This window comes from Limnobacter sp. SAORIC-580 (genome assembly GCF_013004065.1).
In the GTDB taxonomy this organism is placed as follows: domain Bacteria; phylum Pseudomonadota; class Gammaproteobacteria; order Burkholderiales; family Burkholderiaceae_B; genus Limnobacter; species Limnobacter profundi.
Genome location: NZ_CP053084.1, coordinates 1,232,529 through 1,255,689, shown reverse-complemented (window position 1 = coordinate 1,255,689; position 23,161 = coordinate 1,232,529). Strand labels below are relative to the sequence as shown.

Sequence of the window (23,161 nt, the reverse complement as noted above, 5' to 3'; positions counted from 1 at the left end):
ATCTCCTTTTTACAGTTCTTCCGAACCCAGCAGCATTTCGGACAAGCCCTTGCCAGCCTTGACCATGGGCCACACGTTTTCAGTGCGGTCAGTGATGAAGTCCATGAACACCAAACGGTCTTTGTACTTGCCAAAGGCCTCGCGCAATGCCGGTTCTACATCTGACGGCTTGGTGATTTGCATGCCAATGTGGCCATACGCTTCAACCAACTTGACGAAATCTGGCAGTGCATCCATGTAGCTTTCAGAATAGCGTGAGCCATAATCCAGCTGTTGCCACTGGCGAACCATGCCCAGATAGCGGTTGTTCAGGTTCACGATTTTCGGCGTGAAATGGTACTGAAAGCAGGTGGACAATTCCTGAATATTCATCTGGATGGATGCTTCACCTGTAATACAAGCCACCTGCGCATCGGGGTTGGCCATTTGAACACCCATGGCGTAGGGCAAGCCCACACCCATGGTGCCCAAACCACCGGAGTTGATCCAGCGACGCGGTTTGTCGAAACGATAGTACTGGGCAGCCCACATTTGATGCTGGCCAACGTCGGATGTAACAAAGGCATCGCCGTTGGTCACTTCCCACAACTTTTCAACCACAAACTGGGGTTTGATGAGTTCATCGGATTTGGCGTAGTCCAAGCATTTGCGGCCACGCCATTTCTCAACCTGTTCCCACCAGCCTTGCAGTTTGCCCTGGTCTACTCGCTTGCCGCTTTCTTCCAGCAACTGAATCAAATCAACCAGCACGTCTTTGATGTTGCCAACAATGGGCACATCCACTTTCACGCGCTTGGAAATGGAAGACGGGTCGATATCAATGTGAATGATTTTGCGTGGAATGGATGCAAAATCTTTGGGATTACCGATCACGCGATCGTCAAAACGGGCGCCAACGGCGATCAGTACGTCGCAATTTTGCATGGCCAGGTTGGCCTCATAGGTGCCGTGCATGCCGGGCATACCTACAAACTTTTTGTCGCTGGCCTTGAATGCGCCCAAACCCATCAAGGTATTGGTCGTTGGCGCACCAACCCACTCTACCAAACGAGTCAGTTCAGCAGAGGCATCACCCAAAATAACACCACCGCCGGAATAGATCATGGGGCGCTCGGCTTCCAGAATCATTTGCACGGCTTTTTTGATTTGCCCTTGGTGACCCTTGACCACCGGGTTGTACGAGCGCATTTTGACCGGCTCGGAGTAATCAAACGTGGTTTTGTGAATGGTGATGTCTTTGGGGATATCAACCAGCACAGGGCCTGGACGGCCTGTACGGGCAATGTAAAACGCTTCTTTCATGACGCGTGCCAGGTCTTTCACATCCTTTACAAGGAAGTTGTGCTTGACGCAGGGGCGTGTAATACCCACGGTATCGCATTCCTGGAATGCATCTTGACCGATCGCGTGCGTGGGCACCTGACCAGACAAAATCACCATGGGAATTGAATCCATGTAGGCAGTTGCAATGCCTGTAACGGCATTGGTCAGGCCTGGGCCTGAGGTCACGAGACAAACACCAACCTTGTCGCTTGAACGCGAATAGGCATCGGCTGCATGCACAGCAGCTTGTTCATGACGTACCAGAATGTGTTCGAAACCGTCTTGTTTGAAGATGGCATCGTAGATGTAGAGTACTGCTCCGCCTGGGTAACCGAAAACGTGCTTGACGCCTTCTTCTTCCAGACATTTGACAACGATTTCCGCGCCGGTATATTCCATTTTTAAAAAATCCTGACAAAATCCACGGGACATTGGTCGGATGCCGTCCTGGATCGCATTGCCGTGGGGCACAGGCTTTTTGAAAATGAACAACCTTGTGGGTGTGGACATGTCGCAAAGCGCTGGCGATCACAACCCGATTATGTCGGGCAGGTTGGCCATGGGCTTCTGAACTACAAGTTCAGCGCCCTAGCGCGTCTTTCGCTAAAACAACAAGGGTATGCTGATTAACTAGAGACAAAAACAGGGTAGAACGAGATCTTAGTGCGAAGCCCGCTGTGGGTCAAGAAAAAAGCTTGTGGCTTTGATATCATGCCGTATTGTTAAATATTGCGAATCATTCTCGCCTCGACCCCCAAACCCTCTGACACCACCTCGACACACACATTTATGGCCAGCACGCGAGAATTAGAGGATTTTTTGAAAGAGGTGTCGCACCGGGCTTATCGCCAGGCGTTTTTTGCCGTAAAGAATGAAGAAAGCGCCATGGACCTGGTGCAAGAAAGCATGATGAAGCTTTCTGACAAATACGGCGACAAACCCAAAGAAGAACTGCCAATGCTGTTTACCCGCATTTTGCAGAACACGATTCTGGACCATCATCGCCGCCAGAAGGTCAGAAACACCTGGACAACGCTGTTTTCAAGCTTTCAGAAGAAAGATGAAGAAGATTACGATGTGCTCGAGAACCTTCTCGCACAGGATGAATCCCAGAATGCGAGTGCCCAGGACGAGATTGAACAATCACAGAACATGGCGGCCATCGAAGAAGCCATCGCAAATTTGCCAGAGCGTCAACGCCAGGCATTCATCTTGCGTTATTGGGAAGAGATGGACTTGGCAGAAACGGCAGAGATCATGGGGTGTTCTGAGGGCAGTGTGAAAACGCACTGCTCCAGAGCGACAAAGGCATTGGCACAGGTATTGAGGCAACAGGGGTTTCGGGAATGAATGAAGATCGGCTAACCGCAAATGTAGTAAAAAGGCTACTTGATGAGTCGGCAGGTCAAGTTCCGCCCCACATTCAAGATCGCCTTAACCTGGCTATCTCCAAATCGGTGCAACTTCATGCCGAGAAACATGGGCAGCATGCCAAATCCAGACAGGCCAATGCTGGCAAGATTGCAGATTTATTCAAACAGTTCTCAGAATGGTTCAATCGCCCCGCCTTGTCCATGGCGGTGAGTGCTTTGTTCATTGCAGGTGCGGTTTTCGGGGTGGCTCAATTTGGTCTGGAGAACTACGACGCCCGCATTTCTGAAACTGCAGATCTCGACGCCGCGATTTTGTCGGACGACCTGCCACCCGATGCTTATCTGGATCCAGGCTTTATCAATTACGCCACTGAGTTGCAAAAGAACAATGCAATTCCAGCGGAAGACGGAATTGAACAATGGATGGATTCATTACCCGCCGACTTCACCACGTCGATCTAGCATTTAAGGATTCAGGGGCATGATGATGACTAGACTCTATTCCGGATTGATGACCTTGGGCTTGGTTCTGGTGCTTTGCGTTCAGAGCACGGATGCGCTGGCTGCAACGGACTGGTCTGAGCTGTCTGCCAAACAGCAGGAGCTGCTTGCACCACTGAAAAATGACTGGAATTCCATGACCAATGCCCAACAGGAACGCTGGTTAAAGGTTGGCAGGAAGTATGAAAGTGAGCCCGCTGAGCGCCAGGCAATCATGCGTGAACGGGTGAGTACTTGGAGCGAACTAAGCCCGCGGGAAAAAGCGGCGGCCCGTGAAAACTACAAGGCCCTGAAAGAGAAGCGCCAGGGCGAGCGAAATTCAAGCTGGAACAGCTATCAAAGTCTGGATCCGAAACAGCGCGATGAATTCAAGGGAAAAAGCAACAAACCTTCACTGAATTAAAACCCGCATCCATTTGGCTAGCGCGCCAGCGATAAAATAGCGAAATGGAACGACTACTCGACAACGGGCTTATCAGCCCCAGCAGAAAACGCCGGTTTGCAAGCATGTTGTATGAAAGCATGCTGCTTTTCGGCGTTTTATTCATTGCCGGCTACTTTTTCGACACACTCACTCAAAGCAGACATGCCTTATACCTTCGAGAGGCACGCCAGTGGTGGTTTTTCGCCGTACTGGGGCTGTATTTTGTGTGGTTTTGGCGCCATGGTGGCCAAACCCTTGCCATGAAAACCTGGCACATTCGACTGGTGAAGGAAAACGGAGAGCATGTTGGGCTGGCACAAGCCATACTGAGATATGTGCTGTGCTGGTTTTTCAATTTGACAGGCATTGCCTTCGTTTATTCGTTTTTTGACAAAAACGGGCAGTTTCCTCAAGACCGCCTGGCGAAAACCCTGCTGGTTTCAACCAAACCACGGGAACGAGGAATTGAAGAAGTGATGCGTCACGACTAATCGCTAAGCGACTTCACCGCATTTTCAAGGCGGGTCCAATCTGCCTCGGATTTCGGTGCACCGCATCGCAAAATGCTGTCTTCCGTCGGATAGGCACGCACCAGAATTCCCACATGTTCCAGGTCGGCAACCCATTGCTCATTGTTAGGATGGGCAAAACTGATGAAGTAACCGCCTTTGTGAATTTGAATGTGCTCGCCCAATCGAACTCGCCAGACCGACTCGAGCCTTGTACACACCGCATCCAGGCGAATCAGCTGCTGGGCCCTCCAGTCCTCAGCTGCAAAATATTGCAATGCCAGCCACCATTGCGGCGAAGAAACGGCTTGTGTACCCACCTCGTTGAGCAATGCTGTACACACAGCCTTGGGGCCGCACACAAATGCCAGGTTTGCCCCAGCCAAGCCTGAGAAAGGCGCCACTGAGCGAAGCACAATGGCCGGCTCGGCTTCGATGAAGGACGCATAGGACTCCTCACCAGTCCAGTCCAGATAAGCCTCATCAAGAATAAGCCAGCCGCCCTGCTCCCGAAGTTTTCGTGCCAGGGGCTTGATTTGCTGGATGCTGATCATTTGGCAGGTGGGGTTGACCGGGCGCCCCAGCACCACCACATCGCACTCGGGAATATCCCCTTCAAGCACAAGATCCACAGGCCAATCGAGTACAACATGGTTGGCCCGGCGAAAGCGTTTGTCCCATTGATCAAAGCTGGGCTCGGCCAGCACCACCCGCATTGACCCGTACCAGGTTTGAAACAAACGTGCCAGCGCCGAGATACCGCTTTCTATGCCGGTTACCGCCAACACAGATTCGCACTCGAAAAAACGGGCGGCTTCAAGATGGAAACGAGAGCGCAACAAGTCGGGGCTGGCCCATACCGAAGCTGGCATGTCAGGCAATTTCAACTCAAAAGGGGCAACCGAGCCGGACAGGTCTAGTTTGGCCTGCTGCCGGACGTGAGTTTCAATGCGCATCCGATGTTTCCAGGTGCACCGGGAAACCCCACAAACGCTCCACTTGAGCAAGGGTTTTCTCGGCTTCATCCGTATTCAGTGGCCTTCCACGACGGCTCATGTGGGTAAGCGTGAGGGATCGATCTGTCATGCGGGCATAGGAAGTCACTTGAATATCGGGCACCATGCTTTCCCGGGAGTACTGGTTTGCCAACAGGGTGCGGATTCGCTTGTAACCCTCGTCGTTGTGAATGGCATCGATAAACAGTTCGCTTTCAGTTTTGTGATCTGCGATTGCAAACAAACGGAAGTCTCGAATGACCTTGGGGGACAGAAACTGGCGGATGAATGATTCATCCTTGAAATTGCGCATGGCAAAATCAACAGCTTTCAACCAATTGCCGCTACCCGCAATTTCAGGAAACCAGCGTTTGTCCTCTTCTGTGGGCTTTTCACACATGCGACGAATATCGCTGAAAATGGCAAAACCGAGGGCGTAGGGGTTCAAGGCCCTGAAGCGTCCGTCGCGCGAATCGGGCTGAAAAACCACATTGGTGTGAGACGTCAGGAATTCGAGCATGAATCCATCGGACACAAGTTTCTCGTCGTACAGGGTATTGAGCAAAGTGTAATGCCAAAAGCTGGCCCAGCCTTCGTTCATCACCTTGGTTTGACCCTGCGGATAAAAGTACTGGGACATTTTGCGAACAATGCGTACCAGTTCGCGTTCCCAGTCGCGCAGTTTGGGCGCTTCTTTCTCGACAAAGTACAAAATGTTTTCGACGGGCTCACGGGGGTAGTTGTCTTGCCGGCGCTCAATTTGAGCCGCCTCGACTGGCGACACCTTGGCCATGATTTCATCGTACTGACGGCGCTTTTCCTCAGCCAGGTCATCGCGCTTCACTTTCAGTGATGCTTCGGATTCAAAACGTCGTTTGTAACGATCGACCCCAAAATGCTGTATGGCATGCGCAGCGTCAAGCACTTCTTCAACTGCATCGATACCATATTTTTCTTCGCACTCCATGACGTACTTCTTGGCGAACACCAGGTAATCGATGATTGCATCGGCCTGGGTCCACTGCCGAAACAGGTAGTTGCCCTTGAAAAAGGAATTGTGTCCGTAACAGGCGTGAGCGATCACCAGCGTCTGCATGGTCATGGTGTTCTCTTCCATGAGGTAAGAAATGCAGGGGTTGGAATTGATCACCACCTCGTAGGCAAGGTTTTGCTGCCCGGTTTCGTACAAATGCTCGTTAACCGAAAAGGATTTGCCGTAACTCCAGTGTGGATACATCACGGGCATGGCACCGCTGGAATACGCATCCAGCATTTGCTCGGCACTGATCACTTCAATTTGATTGGGGAAGGTGTCGAGTTTGTATTTGTTGGCTGCAATGTCGTGAAGCTGCGTGTCAATGTCACGCAGCAGATCAAATGTCCATTCATTGCCGGCCAGGTCAAGTTGCTGGGCCATTGTTGCTACTCCTAACGCCCAAAGGCGACTTCTTTCTTTTCAAACAAGCCACGAAAAACGGGGTAAATGTCGCGGCGGTTGAACAGCTTGCGCATGGCAAAGTGCCCTGCAAAACTGTCTTCCAGCCGTTCAAAACTTTCCCACAAATCAGACGCGCGAGCCATGCCGAACATGGGTGTGGGCATGGTTTCCACGTAAGCGTAGTAGCGCACATGCGGCATGATTTTGGAAGAGAGATACTCCGCGCTGGCCCGCGCATCACGCGAGGTTGCATCGCCATCCGAGGCTTGCGCCACGTAAACATTCCAAGCGCTGCCTGGATAGCGGGTCTCGATGATGTGGTGCATCAATTCCATAGCGGGCATGATTTCCGTGCCACCACTTTTTTTGCCATAGAAGAAGTCTTCCTCGCTGACCTCCTCCGCTTCATCGGTGTGACGAATGAAAACCAGCTTCACTTCCTCGTACTTGCGAGTGAGGAACAGGTAAAGCAGTGTGTAAAACCGTTTGGCCAGGTCTTTCTTGGCCTCATCCATTGAAGCAGAAACGTCCATCAGGCAGAAAATCACTGCGTTGGTGGAGGGCTCGGGGTAGGTTACGCGATTGCGATAGCGCAGGTCGACCTCGTCAAGAAAAGGCACATAGGGCTTCTTCTTCACATCCTCGAGAAGATCAAGCTGGCCTTTCTCGTCTTCGTCATCGTCCTCATCATCGCCCCTGGGCTCGAGCGCGACGCGACGCATAAGCGAGGCCTTCATGGTCCGAAGCACGGAAAGCGAGGTGGGTGCACCCGTGCGGGAGTAACCCGCATTTCGGCTTTTCATGCGCTTTACCGAGGAAATTTCACGCTTCAACAGTTCAGGCAACTCAAGATCGTCAAAATACAGGTTCAGGAACTCTTCGCGCGACAACACAAAGGTGAATCCGTCCTCTCCCTCGCCTTTGCCTGGTTTGCCACCCCCCTGCCCTTCGCCACCGCCGCTGGGTCGTGGAATGCGGTCGCCAGGTACGAAATCGCGGTTACCAGGAACCACATGCTCTACATCACCACCCTGGCCAAAAATGAAGGTCGGCTCGGATACTTCGCGGGTGGGAATTCGCACTTTCACGCGCCCATCGCCGCTGACATCAGAAATTGACGACTCACCAGCCACATCCGCGACCGCTTTTTTCAATTGCGTTTTGTAACGCCGAATAAAGCGCTCGCGGTTTGGCAAGCTTCTGTTTTTGCCGTTGAGCCTGCGATCAATAATGGTTGAATCGCCCATGGCAAACTCCCTATGCGTTTTGCGTGATCAGGACGCCTTTTTCACGCGCAAATGCCATTCCACCAACAAACGAACCTGTTTTTCGGTGTAGCCCTTGGCCACCATGCGATCCACAAAGTTCTCGTGCTTTTCCTGGCTTTCTTTCGAGCCTTTGTGGTCGAAAGAAATGACAGGCAGCAGATCTTCGGTTTTCGAGAACATGCTGCGCTCAATCACTTCGCGTAATTTCTCGTAACTGGTCCACGCGGGCATGGTGCCAGAATTGCTGGCCTGAGCTCGCAACACAAAGTTGACAACCTCATTGCGGAAGTCCTTCGGATTGGCGATACCTGCGGGCTTTTCAATGCGAACCAATTCGTCGTTCAGTGAGTCGCGATCAAAAATTTGCCCAGTGGCCGGGTCGCGAAACTCCTCGTTCTGAATCCACTTGTCAGCAAACTGTATGTAACGCTCGAACAGGTTTTGTCCATACTCGCTGTAGCTTTCCAGGTAAGCCGTTTGGATTTCCTTGGCCACGAATTCAGCGTACTTGGGCGTGAGGTAGCTCTTGATGAAATCAAGGTACTTGCGGGTTTGCTCCTCGGGCAAGTTGTCTTTAATCACCTGTTGCTCAAGCACGTACAACAAATGCACTGGGTTGGCTGCCACTTCATGGTGGTCGAAGTTGAACACTTTGGACAACACTTTGTAAGCCCAGCGGGTGGAAGAACCGTTCATGCCCTCGTCGGGCCCGGATTGGTCGCGGTACTCCTGTATGGGCTTGGCATGCGGGTCAACGTCTTTCAGGTTTTCACCGTCATACACGCGCATTTTGCTGAACAGATTGCTGTTTGCAGGTTCTTTCAAGCGCGTCAGCACGCTGAACTGCGCCATCATGTTCAGGGTTCCGGGCGCGCATGGTGCTTTGTTCAGCGAAGAATGCTCGAGCAGCTTCTCGTAGATTTTCACCTCCTCGGACACGCGCAGGCAGTAGGGCACCTTTACGATGTATACCCGGTCCAGAAACGCTTCATTGGTTTTGTTGTTGCGGAACTGTTGCCATTCCGACTCGTTGCTGTGGGCCAAAATAATGCCGTCAAAAGGAATCGAACCGAAACCTTCCGTGCCCTTGAAGTTGCGTTCTTGCGTGGCTGTAAGCAAGGGGTGCAGCATTTTGATAGGTGCCTTGAACATTTCCACGAATTCAAGCAAACCCTGGTTGGCCAGGCACAGGCCACCACTGAAGCTGTAGGCATCGGGATCGTCCTGGCTGAACTGGTTCAGCATGCGAATGTCGACCTTGCCCACCAGTGCTGAAATATCCTGATTGTTTTCGTCGCCAGGTTCAGTTTTGGCGATCGCAATTTGATTCAAGGTGGAAGGCATTAAACGAACCACCCGGAATTTGCGCAGATCACCGCCAAATTCAGCCAGGCGCTTGGTGGCCCAAGGGCTGGCAATGCCGGTCAAGTAACGGCGAGGAATGCCGTACTTGTCTTCAAGCGAGGCACCAAACTGGGTCGGGTCGAACAAACCCAATGGGGATTCGTTAATTGGCGAGCCTTTCAAGGCGTAAATGGGTTGCTGCTCCATCAAGGCTTTCAAACGTTCGGCCAGTGAAGACTTGGCACTGCCCACAGGGCCCAGCAGGTAAAGCACCTGCTTGCGCTCTTCAAGACCCTGGGCGGCATGGCGGAAATAGGCGACGATGTTTTCAATCACCTCCTCCATGCCGTAGAACTCTTTGAACGACGGATAACGGCGCACCACCCGGTTGGCGAAAATACGAGACAAACGGGGATCGTGCCGGGTGTTGATGACTTCGGGTTCGCCAATGGCATGAAGCATGCGCTCAGCCGCGCTGGCGTATGTGAGGGGGTCGGCTTTGCACAGGTCGAGGTATTCTTCGAGGCTCATCTCGGTTTGCTGCAAAGCTGCAAAACGAGACTGAAACTGACCGAAAATGTCAGAATCGCTGGAATTCAAATCACGCGGTTCAAGCTCTGTGTTCATGATGTCCTCCTGCACAACGCTTCTTTGCCTTTTGCTTCGGCCGTGAACCTATTTCGCGCCCAAAGCATTCACTTTCATCTCTCGAAAAAGTTGCAAAAAACAGGCCAGCTTGTTTGTTTACATTTTTGTGCTGTTTTGGTGCTTGCAACACTTTCTAGTTAACTTTGCTGTTACCACTATCTCCCTATCTAGTGGGGTATCAAACCCCTGAAGCGGTTAGAGCCTCTCTTTTGTTTAGACGCCAGACTGTTTGAGAAATTGCACTTTTTTGAACTTTTTGTTGTACCTGCTCTTCCATAAACTCCAGCACATTCATGACCACGCCCTTTTTGGCCAACACGCCGGGCATGTCATCAAGGCGGTACTGTTTGCGCAGCAGTTCAAACATGGGTTTGTCGATGGCGATCGACCTGCCCTGTTGAATATGTGACGCGATCGCCTTGATTAATTCCTTTTGAGTATCAATTTCAGAGAGTTTGCTGAACTCGAGTACGAAGCCGTGTTTGCGCAAACGATTCACAAACCTGGATTGTTTTAAACGCCCGGAAAGCACCACTGTCATTTCGATGGGCAAACCCGCCATACGCTGCAAATAATTCTCATGAAGCAAAGTTGGGAACACAATTAGGTTGCCACCCGAATCGCCCAGATGATCCATGTTTTCAATACGTGGCAACTGTTTGCCTGGCACCTTCAACAGCAGTTGGGCACGCAGCGCCACATAAGGCTGCTTGAACAACCACAGGCCCAAAACCACCACATTGATGGCAGTGACTGCTGTGAACACCCAGAGCACCTCGCCTTTCATGGCCAGCAAAATAGCGATAGCGAACCCGGCGGAAACCACCATGAAAAAAGAATTGATGATGTTGTTGGCCGACACCACCCGCGAGCGGCTTTCCTTGGGCGCAAAAGCTTGCATGGTGGCGTACAGGGGAACGCTGTACAAACCCACGCCAACACTAATCAGTACAAAAAGTCCGAGCACGGCCAGGTTGTTCAGTTGGCTAAAAAATTCGACCACGGTTTGTTGATCCGGATTGGTTTGATAGGCCACCAAAACACCATGCAGCAATACCCCGGCCAGAATCATCACGACCAAGCCCCACAATACCAAACCCATTTCGATGCGTTTGCGCGACCATTTTTCGCACAAAAATGCGCCAATACCCAACCCAACGGTAAACGCGAAAAGCAGAACAGTGGCCACACCCGGGCTGGCATTGAGCAGGGTTTTCGACAAGAGCGGGAACTGGGTTAAATAGGTTGCCCCCACAAACCACAGCCAGGAAATTCCCAACAAGGCGGGCCATACTTTGGGCAAATTGGTTGCGAAACTGACATTGCGCCACGTTTCCGTGAACAAGTTCCAATTCACCTTCAAATCAGGTGAATGCGATGGCGTCAAAGGCATGCGCTGCGCTTGGTATACGCCCAACAGGGCCACCAGAAAACCAAACCCGCACACGATGTAGACTGCGACATCACCGGCCTCCTGACTCATCAAACTACCGGCGGCAATTGTGCCCAGCAAAATGGCCATGAAGGTTGCAGACTCGACCAAGGCATTGCCCATGACCAGCTCGCTCGACTTGAGTTGTTCAGGCAAATAGGCATATTTTGCAGGGCCAAAAAATGCGGATTGCGTGCCCAGCAAAAATACGCCAAGTATGAGCAGTTCAACGGAATTCAACAAAAAGCCAGCGGCGGTGATCAATACAATTGGGGGCTCAAGCCACTTGGCCAATCGCATCACTTTGGTTTTGTCGAATTTGTCGGCAAGTTGCCCGCTGGTGGCGGAGAAAATAACGAAGGGGAGGATGAACAGTGCCGCAATCAGATTGATGAGCAAACCAGGGGAAAAGCTGCCGCGAAGCGCATCGTTGTAGGTGACTGCAAGCGTAACCGCAAATTTCAAAAGGTTGTCGTTGAACGCGCCGAGAAACTGCGTCCAGAAGAATGCACCAAAACGATTGTCACGAATCAATTCAATTGCCATGCATTCAGCATAGCGCAAAAAATTCTGAACGAGTAACAAAAAAGGCCCCGCTTTCGCGAGGCCTTTCGATGTTTTCGCTACAACAAAATGTTGCCGAAAAACTTGCCCTTTAAAATCAAGCAGCTGCCTTGTACTCCGTGACTGGCTTGGCTTCAATGATCTCGTCGGGAATTTGACCATTGGTGCGTAAGTAGTCTTTGCTGAAGTCGTCGGTCAGGATCGCATCGAAACGAATTGGTTCGTACTCGCGAATGCCTTGGGCCAGATCGGGGCTGATCAGGTTTTTGGCCACAGCGTCTTTCAACTGGGCTTCCAGACCTTCTCCGACAACCTTGCCTGAAGACACTGCTTTTAGGAAGTTGCTGTAACCAGGTTCGATCGACAACAGTTTGTCGGCTGCTTCCAGAATGCGGCCAGTTGGGTCGGACAAACCTTCACCCACAAACACTTTGTCGAGCAGGCGATTTGCGAAAGCATTGCGAGTCATCAGGAGTTCTGCCACTTCGGCGTTCACCTTGTCGCTTGGGCCTTTGGTTTTGCCCATGCCCAATGGGTAGGCCACGAAGTTCAGCAGTTTGCCAACAGCCTTGTTGGGGAAGTTGCGGTTGAACTCGGTGAAAGCCTTGTCGATTTCGAACAATGAATCTTCAATCGCCCATTGTGCGTGGGGCAGTTCATCCGCCAAACGGCCATTGGTTTCAAAGTACTTCAGCACAGCTGTGGCCATGTACAGGTGGCTGAGCACGTCACCCAAACGGGCCGACAAACGCTCGCGGCGCTTCAGTTCACCACCCAATACACCCATGGCCACGTCGGCTGTGAATGCCAGGGCGGCAGAACGACGCTCAATGGCTTTTGCATAATCAGCCATTGGGCCGCTCACGGGGCTTTTCGCCAAACGGTTGCCGGTCAGGCCCAACACCAGAGCACGCATGGCACGGTTGAAAATGTGACCCAAGTGACCAAAGAAAGCGGTGTCGAAATCACGCAGACCCTCTTCTTTGTTGGGGTTTTGGGCTGCCTGCATTTCTTTCAGGACCCAAGGATGACAACGGATTGCACCCTGACCAAATACGATCAGGTTACGCGTCATGATGTTCGCGCCTTCAACGGTAATGGCAACTGGCATGGCTTGGTAAGCCTGACCCAGGTAGTTGCGTGGGCCAAGAATTACCGTACGACCACCATGAACGTCCATAGAGCGCAGAATAATTTCACGCATCATTTCGGTCATGTGGTACTTCATCATGGCGGTGACCACAGATGGTGCACATTCGGCACAAGCTGTTGCTGTCAACACGCGTGAGGCTTCCAGTTTGTAAGTGAGACCACCGATTTTGCCGGTTGCTTCCTGAACGCCTTCAAAACGACCAATCGGCATCTTGAACTGGCGACGAATTCGGGCGTAGGCGCCAGTGGCCAGGTACATGCCCCAACCAGAAGCAGCGGACAGCGCTGGCAATGAAATACCACGGCCTGCTGACAAACATTCAACCAGCATTCTCCAACCCTTGCCGGCCATTTCACGGCCACCAATGATGGAAGTCAGCGGAATGTAAACGTCGTTACCGATGATGGGGCCGTTCATGAACACCGCGCCAGGGAAGTGGCGTCGGCCAATTTGTACATTGGGTGTGTCGGCTGGCAGCAAGGCGCAGGTAATACCGTAGTCGACCTTGTTTTTGTCGCCCAACAAACCTTCTGGATCTTTCAGCTTGAATGCCAAACCAACCACAGTGGCCACAGGTGCCAAGGTGATATAGCGCTTGCTGAAGTTCAGTACGATACCCAATTCTTCTTTCCCGTTCACCACGCGCTTCACAACCACGCCAGTGTCAGGAATCGCAGAGGCATCCGAACCCACTTCAGGGCCGGTCAGGCCAAAACATGGGATTTCGCGACCGTCTACCAAGCGTGGCAGCCAGTAGTCTTTCTGTTCTTGCGTGCCGTAGTGCATGATCAGCTCGCCTGGGCCCAAGGAGTTGGGAACCATCACGGTGACTGATGCAGTCAATGAACGGGTTGCAATTTTCGCGACCACGCAGCTTTGTGCGTAGGGAGAGAAACCCAAACCGCCGTGTTCTTTGGCGATCAACATGGCGAAGAATTTCTTCTTGCCCATGAAATCCCACACTTCTTGCGGCAGGTCTTTCAGCTCGAAAGTGATCTTCCAGTCGTCGAGCATTTTGCAAAGCTCTTCAGTCTCGTTCTCGAGATAAGACTTCTCATCTGCTGTGAGCTCGGTGTACTTCACGTTCATCAGCTTGGACCAATCCGGCTTGCCACCGAACATTTCGGCTTCCCACCAGGTGTCGCCAGCCTCGAGGGCGTCCTTTTCAGTTGGGCTCATGGCTGGCAGGGCCTTGCTGAAGGCCTTGAAGATTGGTGCAGTCAACACGCCACGGCGAAGGCTTGGTACGTTGAGAACTACGGCGATCGGCAGGTAAATTGCGGCAAACACAATAAGGCCCAACTCACCAAGACCGCCCAAGGCATAGAAGCCCAAAGCGGATGCGCCAATGGCAGCGGTGAAGGTCAGCAGGTTTGCACCGCTGTAAACGAGGCCGATCAGCACAACTGCTGAGAAAACGGCAAAAAGTGAATTTGACATGTTTATACCCCTTGAATGTCATCAAAGTTACTTCTAAGTTACTTAGGCGTAACATGCGCTTTCAGTGAACAACTGTCAACCTCATTGCACCAAAAAAACAGCGACTTTTCTAGAGCCTCAATTCGAAAAAAATCAATGATTTACCTTGCACCGCAACATGCATTCACAGCAAAACAGGCAAGAAGCAATGCACACAACGATTTAAAGGAAGCAATGATTAAGTGCGGCGCAACACGGCTGTTTTTAGTTGAACCCGGTATTTCACGAGATTTCACAAGCCCCCAATCAAGCGCCACACAGTTGCCTCATCGGGCTAACAAGCGCGCCAATTAACCGATACACTTCATCCCATGCAGTACAACATCCACAATAAAAAGCGAGGGACATATGGCAGTTAACGTGAATGTGAAAATCGAAAAGTCGTTCAAAGTGGCATGCAGTGCCAAGAAAGCATTTGACCAGTTGGCTGATGTTGCCGACACCGTGGCCCTGTTTCCCAAGCTGGACAAAATTGTTGACCTGGGCGATGCAGTGTGGCGCTGGGAAATGGCCAAGATTGGCGCAGCAGGCATTTCCCATCAGGTGAAGTACGCAGTGAAGTACACCAACGATGGCAAATCGAAGATTGACTGGAACCCGGTTGCGGGCGAAGGCAATGCCACTGTGGCTGGCGGTTGGGTGATTAAGGAAGACAGCCCCAAGGCATGTACAATCTCGTTCCGCTCAACTGGCGAGTTCGAAATGCCGGTGCCCCGCCTGATGAAAGGGATTGCGGAAGGTATCGTGAAATCGGAATTCGATGCACAGGTTGGAACATTTCTCGACCGCGTGAAAGCCAAACTGGAATCTTGAACAAAACAACAAGGGAGCCCGATTAAGGGCTCCAAAGCGCTTTAGGAGACGCAATGCCCTGGATGATTTACGGTGCCAATGGTTACACCGGTGAAATGATTGCGCGTGAAGCGGCCAAACGCGGCATGCGCCCCATTCTGGCTGGCCGCAATGAAGCGGCAGTGACCGCCTTGGCCAACAAACTAAGCTTGCCAAGTCGTGTCTTCTCGTTGAGTGATGAAGCCGCAGTATTGGAAGGCTTGAATGAAGTTGACCTGGTTTTGCATTGTGCAGGCCCCTTTTCAGAAACAGCCGAGCCGATGATGATGGCTTGTCTGCAAACCAAAACACACTACCTCGACATTACCGGTGAAATTTCAGTGTTCGAGCTGGCCCAGTCACTGAGCGGCAAGGCACGCAAACAAAAAATTGTGCTGTGTCCGGGTGTTGGCTTCGATGTGATTCCAACCGATTGCGTGGCCGCCCGCCTGCACGAGTTGTTGCCTGATGCCACACACCTGGCCCTGGGTTTTGATTCCCGCAGTGGCTTGTCAGCAGGCACTGCGAAAACCACCGTCGAGGCCATGAAGTTGGGCGGCCGCATTCGTGAAGAGGGTGAAATCAAGGCAGTGGGCTTGGGCTACAGCACTCGCGAAATCAATTTTGGCAACGGCACCAAGTTTGCGGTCACCATTCCTTGGGGCGACGTGTCCACTGCATTCCACAGCACCGGCATTCGCAATATTGAGGTATACATTCCTTCCTCACCGAAATCGGTGCGGATGATGCGTGCTGCAAACCTGGCCCGCCCTATTCTGGGCATGTCTCTGGTTCAGGGAATTCTGAAAAAACAGGCTGCGAAAGTAGAAGGTCCCAACGAAGAGCAACGCGCCAAAATGCCTGCGTATGTGTGGGGCGAGGCCACGAATGCCGAAGGTAAAAAGGTGGTTGCCCGGGTAAAAACTGCCAATGGGTATTCTTTGACCGTGATGGGATCACTGGCAGTGGCAAGTTTTATCTTGATGGAAAAGAATGTTGCTGGCGGTGCCTACACACCATCGAAGCTGATGGGCAGCGATTTGGTCGAACGTTTGGATGGTTGCGGAAAAATCCAGATTTTCGAACAGTAACTTTTTCTGGCAGATTCAATAAATAAACCCCTTACTGCTTAATGCAGCAAGGGGTTTTTCTTTGGCTCAAAAATTACTTCTGAAACTCTTCGCGTTGAATTTTCCAGGTGCCACTGGCTTTGGACAGAGTCAAAACTTTAATGCCTGAGTCGTTGTAACGATTTGATGAATAGTCTTGCTTGAACTTGACAGTGGCCAAGGCCTCGGACTGCACGTCAATTTGCACATCGGACACGCTGACAGAAATTGTTTCTTTGTCAGACAAGCGTGCGCGACGCTGGCCTTCCCAGGCGGCGCGAGATTTCTTTCCATGCTCAAAGGTGTCTGCATAAAAACCGAGATACCCGTTTGCATCTTTAGACGACCAGGCGGCAGCCCAGTTGCTCAACATGTCGTTAATGGCAGCAGCATCGCCCACATCGGCGCCAACAGCCAAACTGGGTTCTGGGGCCATAACTTCGCCAGCGCTGGCTTCAGGTGCAGCAACAGCAGACGCATCAACTACAGGTGCCTCTGCAGGTGCGTCAGCCAAAGGTGCGGGCGGTGGCGTCAATGGCGCCAAACGCACCACTTTTTGATCTTTGAAGTAAACGGCATAGGGCACAAATTCTTCGCTGGCTCCCTGGCCTTTCTTCAACACATAGTCCCAACGATCGTCTTGATCTTTCGCGCTCAACATGGGCATGCCCAATCGGTTTTGAACCTGAAGCGGCGACATGCCCAGCTTGATTCGGGCCAAATCAATGTTGGTGATGAAATCACGCGGACCCACATGCTCGAAATCAGAATCGAGGTACTCGGGAATGTCTTTGATGCCTGTCATTGATCCGCAAGCGGCCAAAATAGTCACTGACAAAGCCAAGGCCGCGGTTTTGATAAAACGAGAAGTGCCGATGCGATCAAATGTACTCAAAGTTGTCTCCCTTTGATGTGTATTGTGTAGAAGTCGTTTGATAATAAAGGAATGTAGCAAGCCTACCTGAGAATATGGCTTGAAAATCGAATGTCTACGCGCATCTTAACCAATGCCACTCTGTTTGGTAAACACCCGTATACATTTGGATTCCGCTTACAATGCCAATACTCAACGTTTACGATAGCAATTCGTGATTAATAAGCTTCAATTATAGAAATTGACTATTGAAACTCACGTGCAACACACAGGATTAACACTATGAACACCACCATCATTGGCAGCGGCGTGGCCGCATGGACTTTGGTTAGAGAACTTCGCAAAGCCGACCCCGAGGCGGAGATTCGCCTGATCACGGCAGACAGCGGCGACTTTTACTCCAAGCCCATGTTGAGCAATGCGCTGGCCAGTGGCAAAACAGCCGAGAGCCTGGTGATGACGCCTGCTGCAAAATTTGCCGAACAACAGAAAGTTGAACTGGTGCCCAACGCCACAGTGAGCGCGGTGGATTCTGAATCGCGCAGACTGACAAGCAGCGCAGGCGAGTTCAGCTACGACAACTTGGTATTGGCTCTGGGTGCCGACACCATCAAACTGCCGATTGAAGGCGATGGCGCGGGCGACGTCATCAGCGTGAATGACTTGAATGATTATGCAGAATTTCGAAAACTGCTGGATGGCAAGAAAGAAGTGGCCGTGTTGGGTGCAGGCTTGATCGGTTGCGAATTTGCCAACGATTTGCTGAAGGCAGACATTCACACCACCGTGTTTGATTTGGCTGACCGACCCCTGGCCCGCCTACTGCCTGAACAAGCCAGTACCTTCATGCAAAACAAATTGGCCGAGAAAGGCGTGAGCTGGAAACTGGGGCGTACCGTTAACAGCATCGTGAAGAGCGGGGCTGGCTACACACTGACGGATTCCAATGGCGAAACAACCCAAGCTGATTTGGTGTTGTCTGCAGTCGGTTTGAAGCCACGCACTGCACTGGCCGAAAATGCGGGCGTTACAGTGGCGCGCGGCATCGTGGTGAACAACCTTGGACAGACCAGCAACAAAAACATTTATGCCTTGGGTGATTGCGCCGAATACCTGGGCAAGTTTGTGCTGCCGTATATCATGCCGGTGATGCAAGCTGCGCGCGCCATGGCGCAAACACTGGCTGGCAAACCCACTGAAATCAAATTCCCTGCAATGCCGGTGAGCATTAAAACGCCCGATTGCCCTGCGGTGGTGAACCCACCCCTGCCCGAGCATGAGGGTGAATGGGAAATAACAGCCGATGACAACGGTGTGAAAGCCTTGTTTAAAGGCGCAGATGGCGCGCTGCTGGGCATGGCATTGTTGGGTGAGGCCAGCAAAGAACGCCAAGCTTTAACCCCCCAACTGCCTGCGATGATTTAAAATTGCGGCAACGTTAAACCTATTGAATTGGAAACCGAATGGCCCAGTACGTCTACAGCATGAACCGCGTGGGGAAAATTGTTCCCCCCAAGCGCCAGATTTTGAAGAACATTTCGCTGAGCTTTTTTCCCGGCGCGAAAATTGGTGTGCTGGGCTTGAACGGCTCTGGCAAATCTACCCTGCTGAAAATTATGGCTGGTGTGGACAAAGACATTGAAGGCGAAGCAGTGCCCATGCCCAATTTGAATATTGGGTATTTGAGCCAGGAACCCGAACTGAACCCCGAGCACACGGTGCGCCAGGCCGTTGAAGAAGGTTTGGGTGAACTGGGCATGGCCCAGCAAAAGCTGGAGGAAATTTACGCCGCCTACGCCGACCCTGAAGCAGACTTCGACAAACTGGCTGAAGAACAAGCCAAGTGGGAAGCTGTGATTGCCGCTGCGGGCAACGATGCTGAACACCTGATGGAAATTGCAGCCGATTCACTTCGCCTGCCCCCTTGGGAAGCCAGCGTGGCCACGCTTTCCGGTGGTGAGAAACGCCGTGTGGCATTGTGCCGCCTGTTGATGAGCAAACCGGACATGTTGCTGCTGGACGAACCCACCAACCACCTGGATGCTGAATCGGTGCACTGGCTTGAGCAGTTCCTGCACAAGTTCCCAGGTACTGTGGTGGCTGTTACCCACGACCGCTACTTTTTGGACAATGCCGCCGAATGGATTCTGGAACTGGACCGAGGATCTGGCATTCCGTGGAAAGGCAACTACAGTTCCTGGCTGGACCAAAAGCAGGACCGCCTTAAGCAAGAAGAAAGCAGCGAAAGCGCACGCCAGAAAGCCTTGAAAAAAGAACTGGAATGGGTTCGCCAAAACCCGAAAGGACGCCAGGCGAAATCCAAAGCGCGTATTGCACGCTTTGAAGAATTGTCTAGCCATGAGTACCAGAAGCGCAACGAGACACAGGAAATTTTTATTCCCGTGGCCGAGCGCTTGGGCAATGAGGTGATCGAGTTTGAAAATGTGAGCAAAGCCTTTGGTGACCGCTTGTTGATTGACAACCTCAGCTTCAAGATTCCACCTGGTGCAATTGTGGGTGTAATCGGCCCCAACGGTGCGGGTAAATCAACCCTGTTCAAAATGATTGCGGGCAAGGAAGAGCCCACCAGTGGTTCAATCAAAGTTGGCTCAACTGTGCGCATGGCTGTTGTGGATCAGGCCCGCGATTCACTGCCCAACGACAAAACCGTGTTTGATGGCGTGGCAGACGGTGCAGACATTTTGACCGTGGGCAAGTTCGAGATGCCATCGCGTGCCTACCTGGGCCGCTTTAACTTTAAAGGTGGCGACCAGCAAAAGTTGATCGGCAATTTGTCGGGTGGTGAACGTGGCCGCTTGCACTTGGCCAAAACACTGATTTCCGGCGGCAACGTGTTGCTGCTGGATGAACCCTCGAACGACCTGGACGTGGAAACACTGCGTTCGCTGGAAGACGCGCTGCTGGAATTTGCGGGCACTGTGCTGGTTACATCACACGACCGCTGGTTTTTGGACCGCATTGCCACGCACATTCTTTCCTGTGAAGGCGATTCGCAGTGGGTGTTCTTTGATGGCAACTTTCAGGAATACGAAGCCGACAAGGTGAAGCGTTTGGGTGAGGAAGGTGCGCGGCCAAAACGTGTTCGTTACAAGCCACTGAAGTAAAGTAGTTGCTCACTGAACCACAACACTGAAACGAACCACACCGCTGGTGCCGGGCGGCACCAGTCCAATCACTTTCCAGGTAACACGACCCGAATCACCCACTTCGGGTTGCTCCGACACCTCACATGTTAAATCCACTTGGGTGTCTACACACTCGGCACTTGAAAATACAGTGTACGCGGGGGTGCTGTCGTGAATTTCAAGTGCATCAAGATTTCCTGCCCCCTGGTTCTCGTAACGAACGGTGTAAACCAGTGTTTCTCCCGGCAACGCTGTGGGCTGTTCAACTTCTTTAAGCAGAGTTAAACCGGGCGAATCCGACGCCCCCACAGTGGTGACATTGTTCACCAAATGGGCTGTATCCACAGTGGTGTTTGAATAGGTGAATGTGGCCTGCAAGGTGTCAACATGCCGTGCGTCCGCTGGCGCAGTCAAAGGCACAAAAATTTTCATGATTAAGCACAACTTTTCATCTGCCTGTACGTTGACGGGCTCGGTAATTATTGCTTCAGAAGCATCCAGTTGGGCATCGCAGTTGCCATCGCGGTAAAGCACAGATTGCCAGCTTTCTTGAGACACGCTGTCGCTTCGAATCTCAAAAGCAATGTCGCCTTCACTGCCGGCGGTAAACACATGTGGATAAAAAATCGGGGAACCAGCCACACTGGTGCGTTGATTGTCGGAATACAGGGCGCTGGTCTTCACGTCACCAAAATCAACGCTTTCATACCGCTTGCCATTTTCACGGTTAAATGAAATATGATCTTGCGCCAGGTCATAGGTGCCACCCGTATTGCCGACATTGGCACCAATGGATCGATAGTTTTCGCGATTGGTTTGAACAACAGCCAACACAGAGCCACCTGCACCCGCTGGAATCCAGAACCTGTAGGCACCCCCACCCTGCGTGATCACTTCATCCAGAGGCCCGGTTGCGGCGGCGGGGAAATCAGTCAGCTTCACAACAATTCCATCAAGACCTGCCTCGTCGTCCAGAAACACGCCATCATGGGCATTGGCAACACCAGCGCCATTGTCTTCGAACACAAATCCACTGAGGGTGCTGCCGTGGTACAGGCCAAAATTCGGGCCAGCTTCTGTTGCGCCGTTGGCTTGTAGCAGAAAAGGCTGAACACCGTCTTCAGACTCCATGTGCAACCAGCCCGTTGGCGCGCTGGATGCTACATCACTGGGATCACTGTTTGTATCCAGCACAAGGCTGTAGTTTCCTGCAGACGCAGTGGTGAAGGTGTACTGCCCTGTGGCTGGCTCCACTGTGGCAACGGCCAAAGCCGGACCGGCGGGCGTGTCGCTCGACACAAGTTTTACATACAGGGCTTCATTGCACAGGCCATCGCCTGTGTTGTTGATGTAGTCGTGATTCAGGTCGTGATAAACCAGACCACTGAAACTACAAACCTGCCTGACTGCGTGTACTGTCGTGTCCACTTCGCCGATAGACGTTCCCATGCTTTCCATCATGGGGTCGACAATACCGGTCAGCACGGATGACAATATTGGGGGCAAGGTGTTGCTACTAGCATCCTGAACAGCTACCAAAACCTGGTCATTGAGCAAACCCAGGTCTTCAGGCGACAGTTGCAAAACGAGGTTGGACATCAAGGAATCAAGCAGCTGCGACCCCGCGTCCGCAGAAGTGCTTGAGCGCTGTGTTTCAGGATACGGCCCGTTAAACACCAGCGTGTCTGCGAAGGACTGTTCACCTTGTGCGCTGCTTTTGGCCTGAATGGACACCGTGGTGGCAGTGCCGGAAAGCTCGGTCACCGTGACGCTGCCTATGGTCGAGAAATCAAGCAATGCCGGATCCAGCGACACACTGGTGTCAAAAAAAGCGCCTTCCGGGAACTGCCCAAGATACATGTCGGTCACCCCCGGAACAGCACTGATGGTGACGGCCTGGTTGAGCGCGTCAATGCTTTGAATAACGCCTTCAGCACGGGACACTTCGACATAAAGATTAAGCTGCCCGATACTTGCATCAACATCTGCGATTCCAGGCAATGCCAGCAACGATGACATGTCAAGACCGGTGTCCACCAGATCAAGCGACAGGGAATATCGCATTGAGGAACTGTGAAAGGTACTGCCTTCGGGTCCACACACTATTTTGGCGGGCTCAACCACCTGCGAAGCAATGGTTACAGAGTTCACTACCCCGGCCATACCCAGTTCCGAACCTGAAATGGTCACTGGCTCCGATGTGGTCACGGGATTATTTCCGCTAAACACTTCGGCACTTCCGGACACCAATTCAAGCGCGTTCAGGTTGACGCCATCGTAGCCGCCTTCGGATTCTTGCAAGGCAATCAAATCCCCCGCCTGGAAGGTGCCGGCCACACCAGCAACTTCTGCACTCAAGTTACTCAGCGCAGCTGCCGCCTCGCTGTCGCCTGCAGCATTTGCGGCATCTGCTGCTGCCGCGTAGAACTGCGACAAGGTAATTTCCGAATTCAAAGCGGCAGCTGTGCTGTCTGCTCCGCTCAGGGTTTCAATGTTTTGCAGCAGTGTTTCCAGGTCTACATCACCCTGTGCAAGCGAACTTGATTCATTGCTGCTGAAACTGATGTCGCTGCCTGTCAGGCCGCTCAACACCCCACCGAACAGCGCACTTTGACCGCTGTCCACTGAAGCCAGATTGCTTCCCATGCTGACACAGGCATCGCCCCGGCAATTCGCTTGCACCCCGGTAGACGCTGTAATCATCAGAATAAAAAGTCCGTAAAAAATAATGTGATGCATATTGATTTTCA

18 protein-coding genes are annotated in these 23,161 nt (G+C 52.1%); 9 read left to right on the top strand and 9 right to left on the bottom strand.

Features of this window, described 5'->3' with window-relative positions; all coding sequences use genetic code 11:
- Positions 1-9: 9 nt before the first annotated feature.
- Complete coding sequence (locus HKT17_RS05780; protein WP_105028766.1) at positions 10-1,722, bottom strand: acetolactate synthase 3 catalytic subunit; 1,713 nt, start codon at positions 1,720-1,722, stop codon at positions 10-12.
- 40 nt (positions 1,723-1,762) lie between these two features.
- On the opposite strand from HKT17_RS05780, the gene HKT17_RS15680 reads away from it, so the two are divergent.
- From HKT17_RS15680 to HKT17_RS05760, 5 genes are all read left to right on the top strand, one after another.
- Positions 1,763-1,894 carry a hypothetical protein gene (locus HKT17_RS15680; RefSeq protein ID WP_008251157.1) on the top strand — a complete coding sequence of 44 codons (132 nt, stop codon included), beginning with the start codon at positions 1,763-1,765 and terminating at the stop codon, positions 1,892-1,894.
- 218 nt (positions 1,895-2,112) lie between these two features.
- Entirely contained in the window at positions 2,113-2,673 is a 561-nt protein-coding gene (locus HKT17_RS05775; RefSeq protein ID WP_171098545.1) for an RNA polymerase sigma factor, read from the top strand.
- Positions 2,670-3,158, top strand: a complete 489-nt coding sequence (locus tag HKT17_RS05770; protein WP_171098543.1) for a DUF3619 family protein — start codon at positions 2,670-2,672, stop codon at positions 3,156-3,158. The genes HKT17_RS05775 and HKT17_RS05770 overlap by 4 nt, the downstream gene beginning before the upstream one ends.
- A gap of 19 nt (positions 3,159-3,177) precedes the next feature.
- Complete coding sequence (locus HKT17_RS05765) at positions 3,178-3,600, top strand: DUF3106 domain-containing protein (protein ID WP_105028764.1); 423 nt, start codon at positions 3,178-3,180, stop codon at positions 3,598-3,600.
- Positions 3,601-3,644: 44 nt separating this feature from the next.
- Positions 3,645-4,112 (top strand): RDD family protein, encoded by a 468-nt coding sequence (locus tag HKT17_RS05760; protein WP_171098542.1) that lies wholly within the window; start codon positions 3,645-3,647, stop codon positions 4,110-4,112.
- Here the strand turns inward: HKT17_RS05760 and HKT17_RS05755 are convergent.
- The 6 genes from HKT17_RS05755 to HKT17_RS05730 form a co-directional block, all read right to left on the bottom strand.
- The gene (locus HKT17_RS05755; protein WP_171098540.1) at positions 4,109-5,086 is read right to left on the bottom strand and encodes an aminotransferase class I/II-fold pyridoxal phosphate-dependent enzyme; all 978 of its coding nucleotides are present in this window, start codon (positions 5,084-5,086) and stop codon (positions 4,109-4,111) included. The genes HKT17_RS05760 and HKT17_RS05755 overlap by 4 nt on opposite strands.
- Entirely contained in the window at positions 5,076-6,542 is a 1,467-nt protein-coding gene (locus HKT17_RS05750) for a SpoVR family protein (protein ID WP_171098538.1), read from the bottom strand. The genes HKT17_RS05755 and HKT17_RS05750 overlap by 11 nt, the downstream gene beginning before the upstream one ends.
- Before the next feature lie 11 nt (positions 6,543-6,553).
- The gene (locus HKT17_RS05745) at positions 6,554-7,810 is read right to left on the bottom strand and encodes a YeaH/YhbH family protein (RefSeq protein WP_105028760.1); all 1,257 of its coding nucleotides are present in this window, start codon (positions 7,808-7,810) and stop codon (positions 6,554-6,556) included.
- A gap of 27 nt (positions 7,811-7,837) precedes the next feature.
- The gene (locus HKT17_RS05740; RefSeq protein WP_105029842.1) at positions 7,838-9,802 is read right to left on the bottom strand and encodes a PrkA family serine protein kinase; all 1,965 of its coding nucleotides are present in this window, start codon (positions 9,800-9,802) and stop codon (positions 7,838-7,840) included.
- Positions 9,803-10,001: 199 nt separating this feature from the next.
- Positions 10,002-11,801, bottom strand: coding sequence for an MFS transporter (locus tag HKT17_RS05735; protein WP_171098536.1), 1,800 nt, complete (start codon positions 11,799-11,801; stop codon positions 10,002-10,004).
- Between the two features lie 115 nt (positions 11,802-11,916).
- Positions 11,917-14,412, bottom strand: coding sequence for an acyl-CoA dehydrogenase (locus HKT17_RS05730; RefSeq protein WP_171098534.1), 2,496 nt, complete (start codon positions 14,410-14,412; stop codon positions 11,917-11,919).
- Positions 14,413-14,799: 387 nt separating this feature from the next.
- Here HKT17_RS05730 and HKT17_RS05725 point away from each other — a divergent pair, with 387 nt between their 5' ends.
- Positions 14,800-15,264, top strand: coding sequence for an SRPBCC family protein (locus tag HKT17_RS05725; RefSeq protein WP_171098532.1), 465 nt, complete (start codon positions 14,800-14,802; stop codon positions 15,262-15,264).
- A gap of 53 nt (positions 15,265-15,317) precedes the next feature.
- The gene (locus tag HKT17_RS05720) at positions 15,318-16,373 is read left to right on the top strand and encodes a saccharopine dehydrogenase family protein (protein WP_168426939.1); all 1,056 of its coding nucleotides are present in this window, start codon (positions 15,318-15,320) and stop codon (positions 16,371-16,373) included.
- Positions 16,374-16,446: 73 nt separating this feature from the next.
- Here the strand turns inward: HKT17_RS05720 and HKT17_RS05715 are convergent, their stop codons facing one another.
- Positions 16,447-17,286 carry an outer membrane protein assembly factor BamE gene (locus HKT17_RS05715; RefSeq protein ID WP_171098530.1) on the bottom strand — a complete coding sequence of 280 codons (840 nt, stop codon included), beginning with the start codon at positions 17,284-17,286 and terminating at the stop codon, positions 16,447-16,449.
- A 261-nt stretch (positions 17,287-17,547) separates the two neighbouring features.
- Here HKT17_RS05715 and HKT17_RS05710 point away from each other — a divergent pair, with 261 nt between their 5' ends.
- Positions 17,548-18,690: an NAD(P)/FAD-dependent oxidoreductase gene (locus HKT17_RS05710; protein WP_171098528.1), complete on the top strand. Its 1,143-nt coding sequence runs from the start codon at positions 17,548-17,550 to the stop codon at positions 18,688-18,690.
- A 38-nt stretch (positions 18,691-18,728) separates the two neighbouring features.
- Positions 18,729-20,390: an energy-dependent translational throttle protein EttA gene (gene ettA / locus HKT17_RS05705; RefSeq protein ID WP_171098526.1), complete on the top strand. Its 1,662-nt coding sequence runs from the start codon at positions 18,729-18,731 to the stop codon at positions 20,388-20,390.
- Between the two features lie 9 nt (positions 20,391-20,399).
- Here the strand turns inward: ettA and HKT17_RS05700 are convergent, their stop codons facing one another.
- A complete protein-coding gene (locus tag HKT17_RS05700; RefSeq protein WP_171098523.1) occupies positions 20,400-23,150 on the bottom strand; it encodes a Tad domain-containing protein in 2,751 nt (916 codons plus the stop codon).
- Positions 23,151-23,161: the final 11 nt, after the last annotated feature.

Bases quoted from the DNA above. Each gene is read 5' to 3' on its own strand.
- HKT17_RS05755 (WP_171098540.1), bottom strand. From the start codon at position 5,086: ATGCGCATTGAAACTCACGTCCGGCAGCAGGCCAAACTAGACCTGTCC.
- HKT17_RS05725 (WP_171098532.1), top strand. From the start codon at position 14,800: ATGGCAGTTAACGTGAATGTGAAAATCGAAAAGTCGTTCAAAGTGGCA.
- HKT17_RS05775 (WP_171098545.1), top strand. From the start codon at position 2,113: ATGGCCAGCACGCGAGAATTAGAGGATTTTTTGAAAGAGGTGTCGCAC.
- HKT17_RS15680 (WP_008251157.1), top strand. From the start codon at position 1,763: ATGCCGTCCTGGATCGCATTGCCGTGGGGCACAGGCTTTTTGAAAATG.
- HKT17_RS05735 (WP_171098536.1), bottom strand. From the start codon at position 11,801: ATGGCAATTGAATTGATTCGTGACAATCGTTTTGGTGCATTCTTCTGG.
- HKT17_RS05740 (WP_105029842.1), bottom strand. From the start codon at position 9,802: ATGAACACAGAGCTTGAACCGCGTGATTTGAATTCCAGCGATTCTGAC.
- HKT17_RS05750 (WP_171098538.1), bottom strand. From the start codon at position 6,542: ATGGCCCAGCAACTTGACCTGGCCGGCAATGAATGGACATTTGATCTG.
- HKT17_RS05745 (WP_105028760.1), bottom strand. From the start codon at position 7,810: ATGGGCGATTCAACCATTATTGATCGCAGGCTCAACGGCAAAAACAGA.
- ettA (WP_171098526.1), top strand. From the start codon at position 18,729: ATGGCCCAGTACGTCTACAGCATGAACCGCGTGGGGAAAATTGTTCCC.
- HKT17_RS05710 (WP_171098528.1), top strand. From the start codon at position 17,548: ATGAACACCACCATCATTGGCAGCGGCGTGGCCGCATGGACTTTGGTT.
- HKT17_RS05765 (WP_105028764.1), top strand. From the start codon at position 3,178: ATGATGATGACTAGACTCTATTCCGGATTGATGACCTTGGGCTTGGTT.
- HKT17_RS05770 (WP_171098543.1), top strand. From the start codon at position 2,670: ATGAATGAAGATCGGCTAACCGCAAATGTAGTAAAAAGGCTACTTGAT.
- HKT17_RS05780 (WP_105028766.1), bottom strand. From the start codon at position 1,722: ATGGAATATACCGGCGCGGAAATCGTTGTCAAATGTCTGGAAGAAGAA.
- HKT17_RS05760 (WP_171098542.1), top strand. From the start codon at position 3,645: ATGGAACGACTACTCGACAACGGGCTTATCAGCCCCAGCAGAAAACGC.
- HKT17_RS05730 (WP_171098534.1), bottom strand. From the start codon at position 14,412: ATGTCAAATTCACTTTTTGCCGTTTTCTCAGCAGTTGTGCTGATCGGC.
- HKT17_RS05700 (WP_171098523.1), bottom strand. From the start codon at position 23,150: ATGCATCACATTATTTTTTACGGACTTTTTATTCTGATGATTACAGCG.
- HKT17_RS05720 (WP_168426939.1), top strand. From the start codon at position 15,318: ATGCCCTGGATGATTTACGGTGCCAATGGTTACACCGGTGAAATGATT.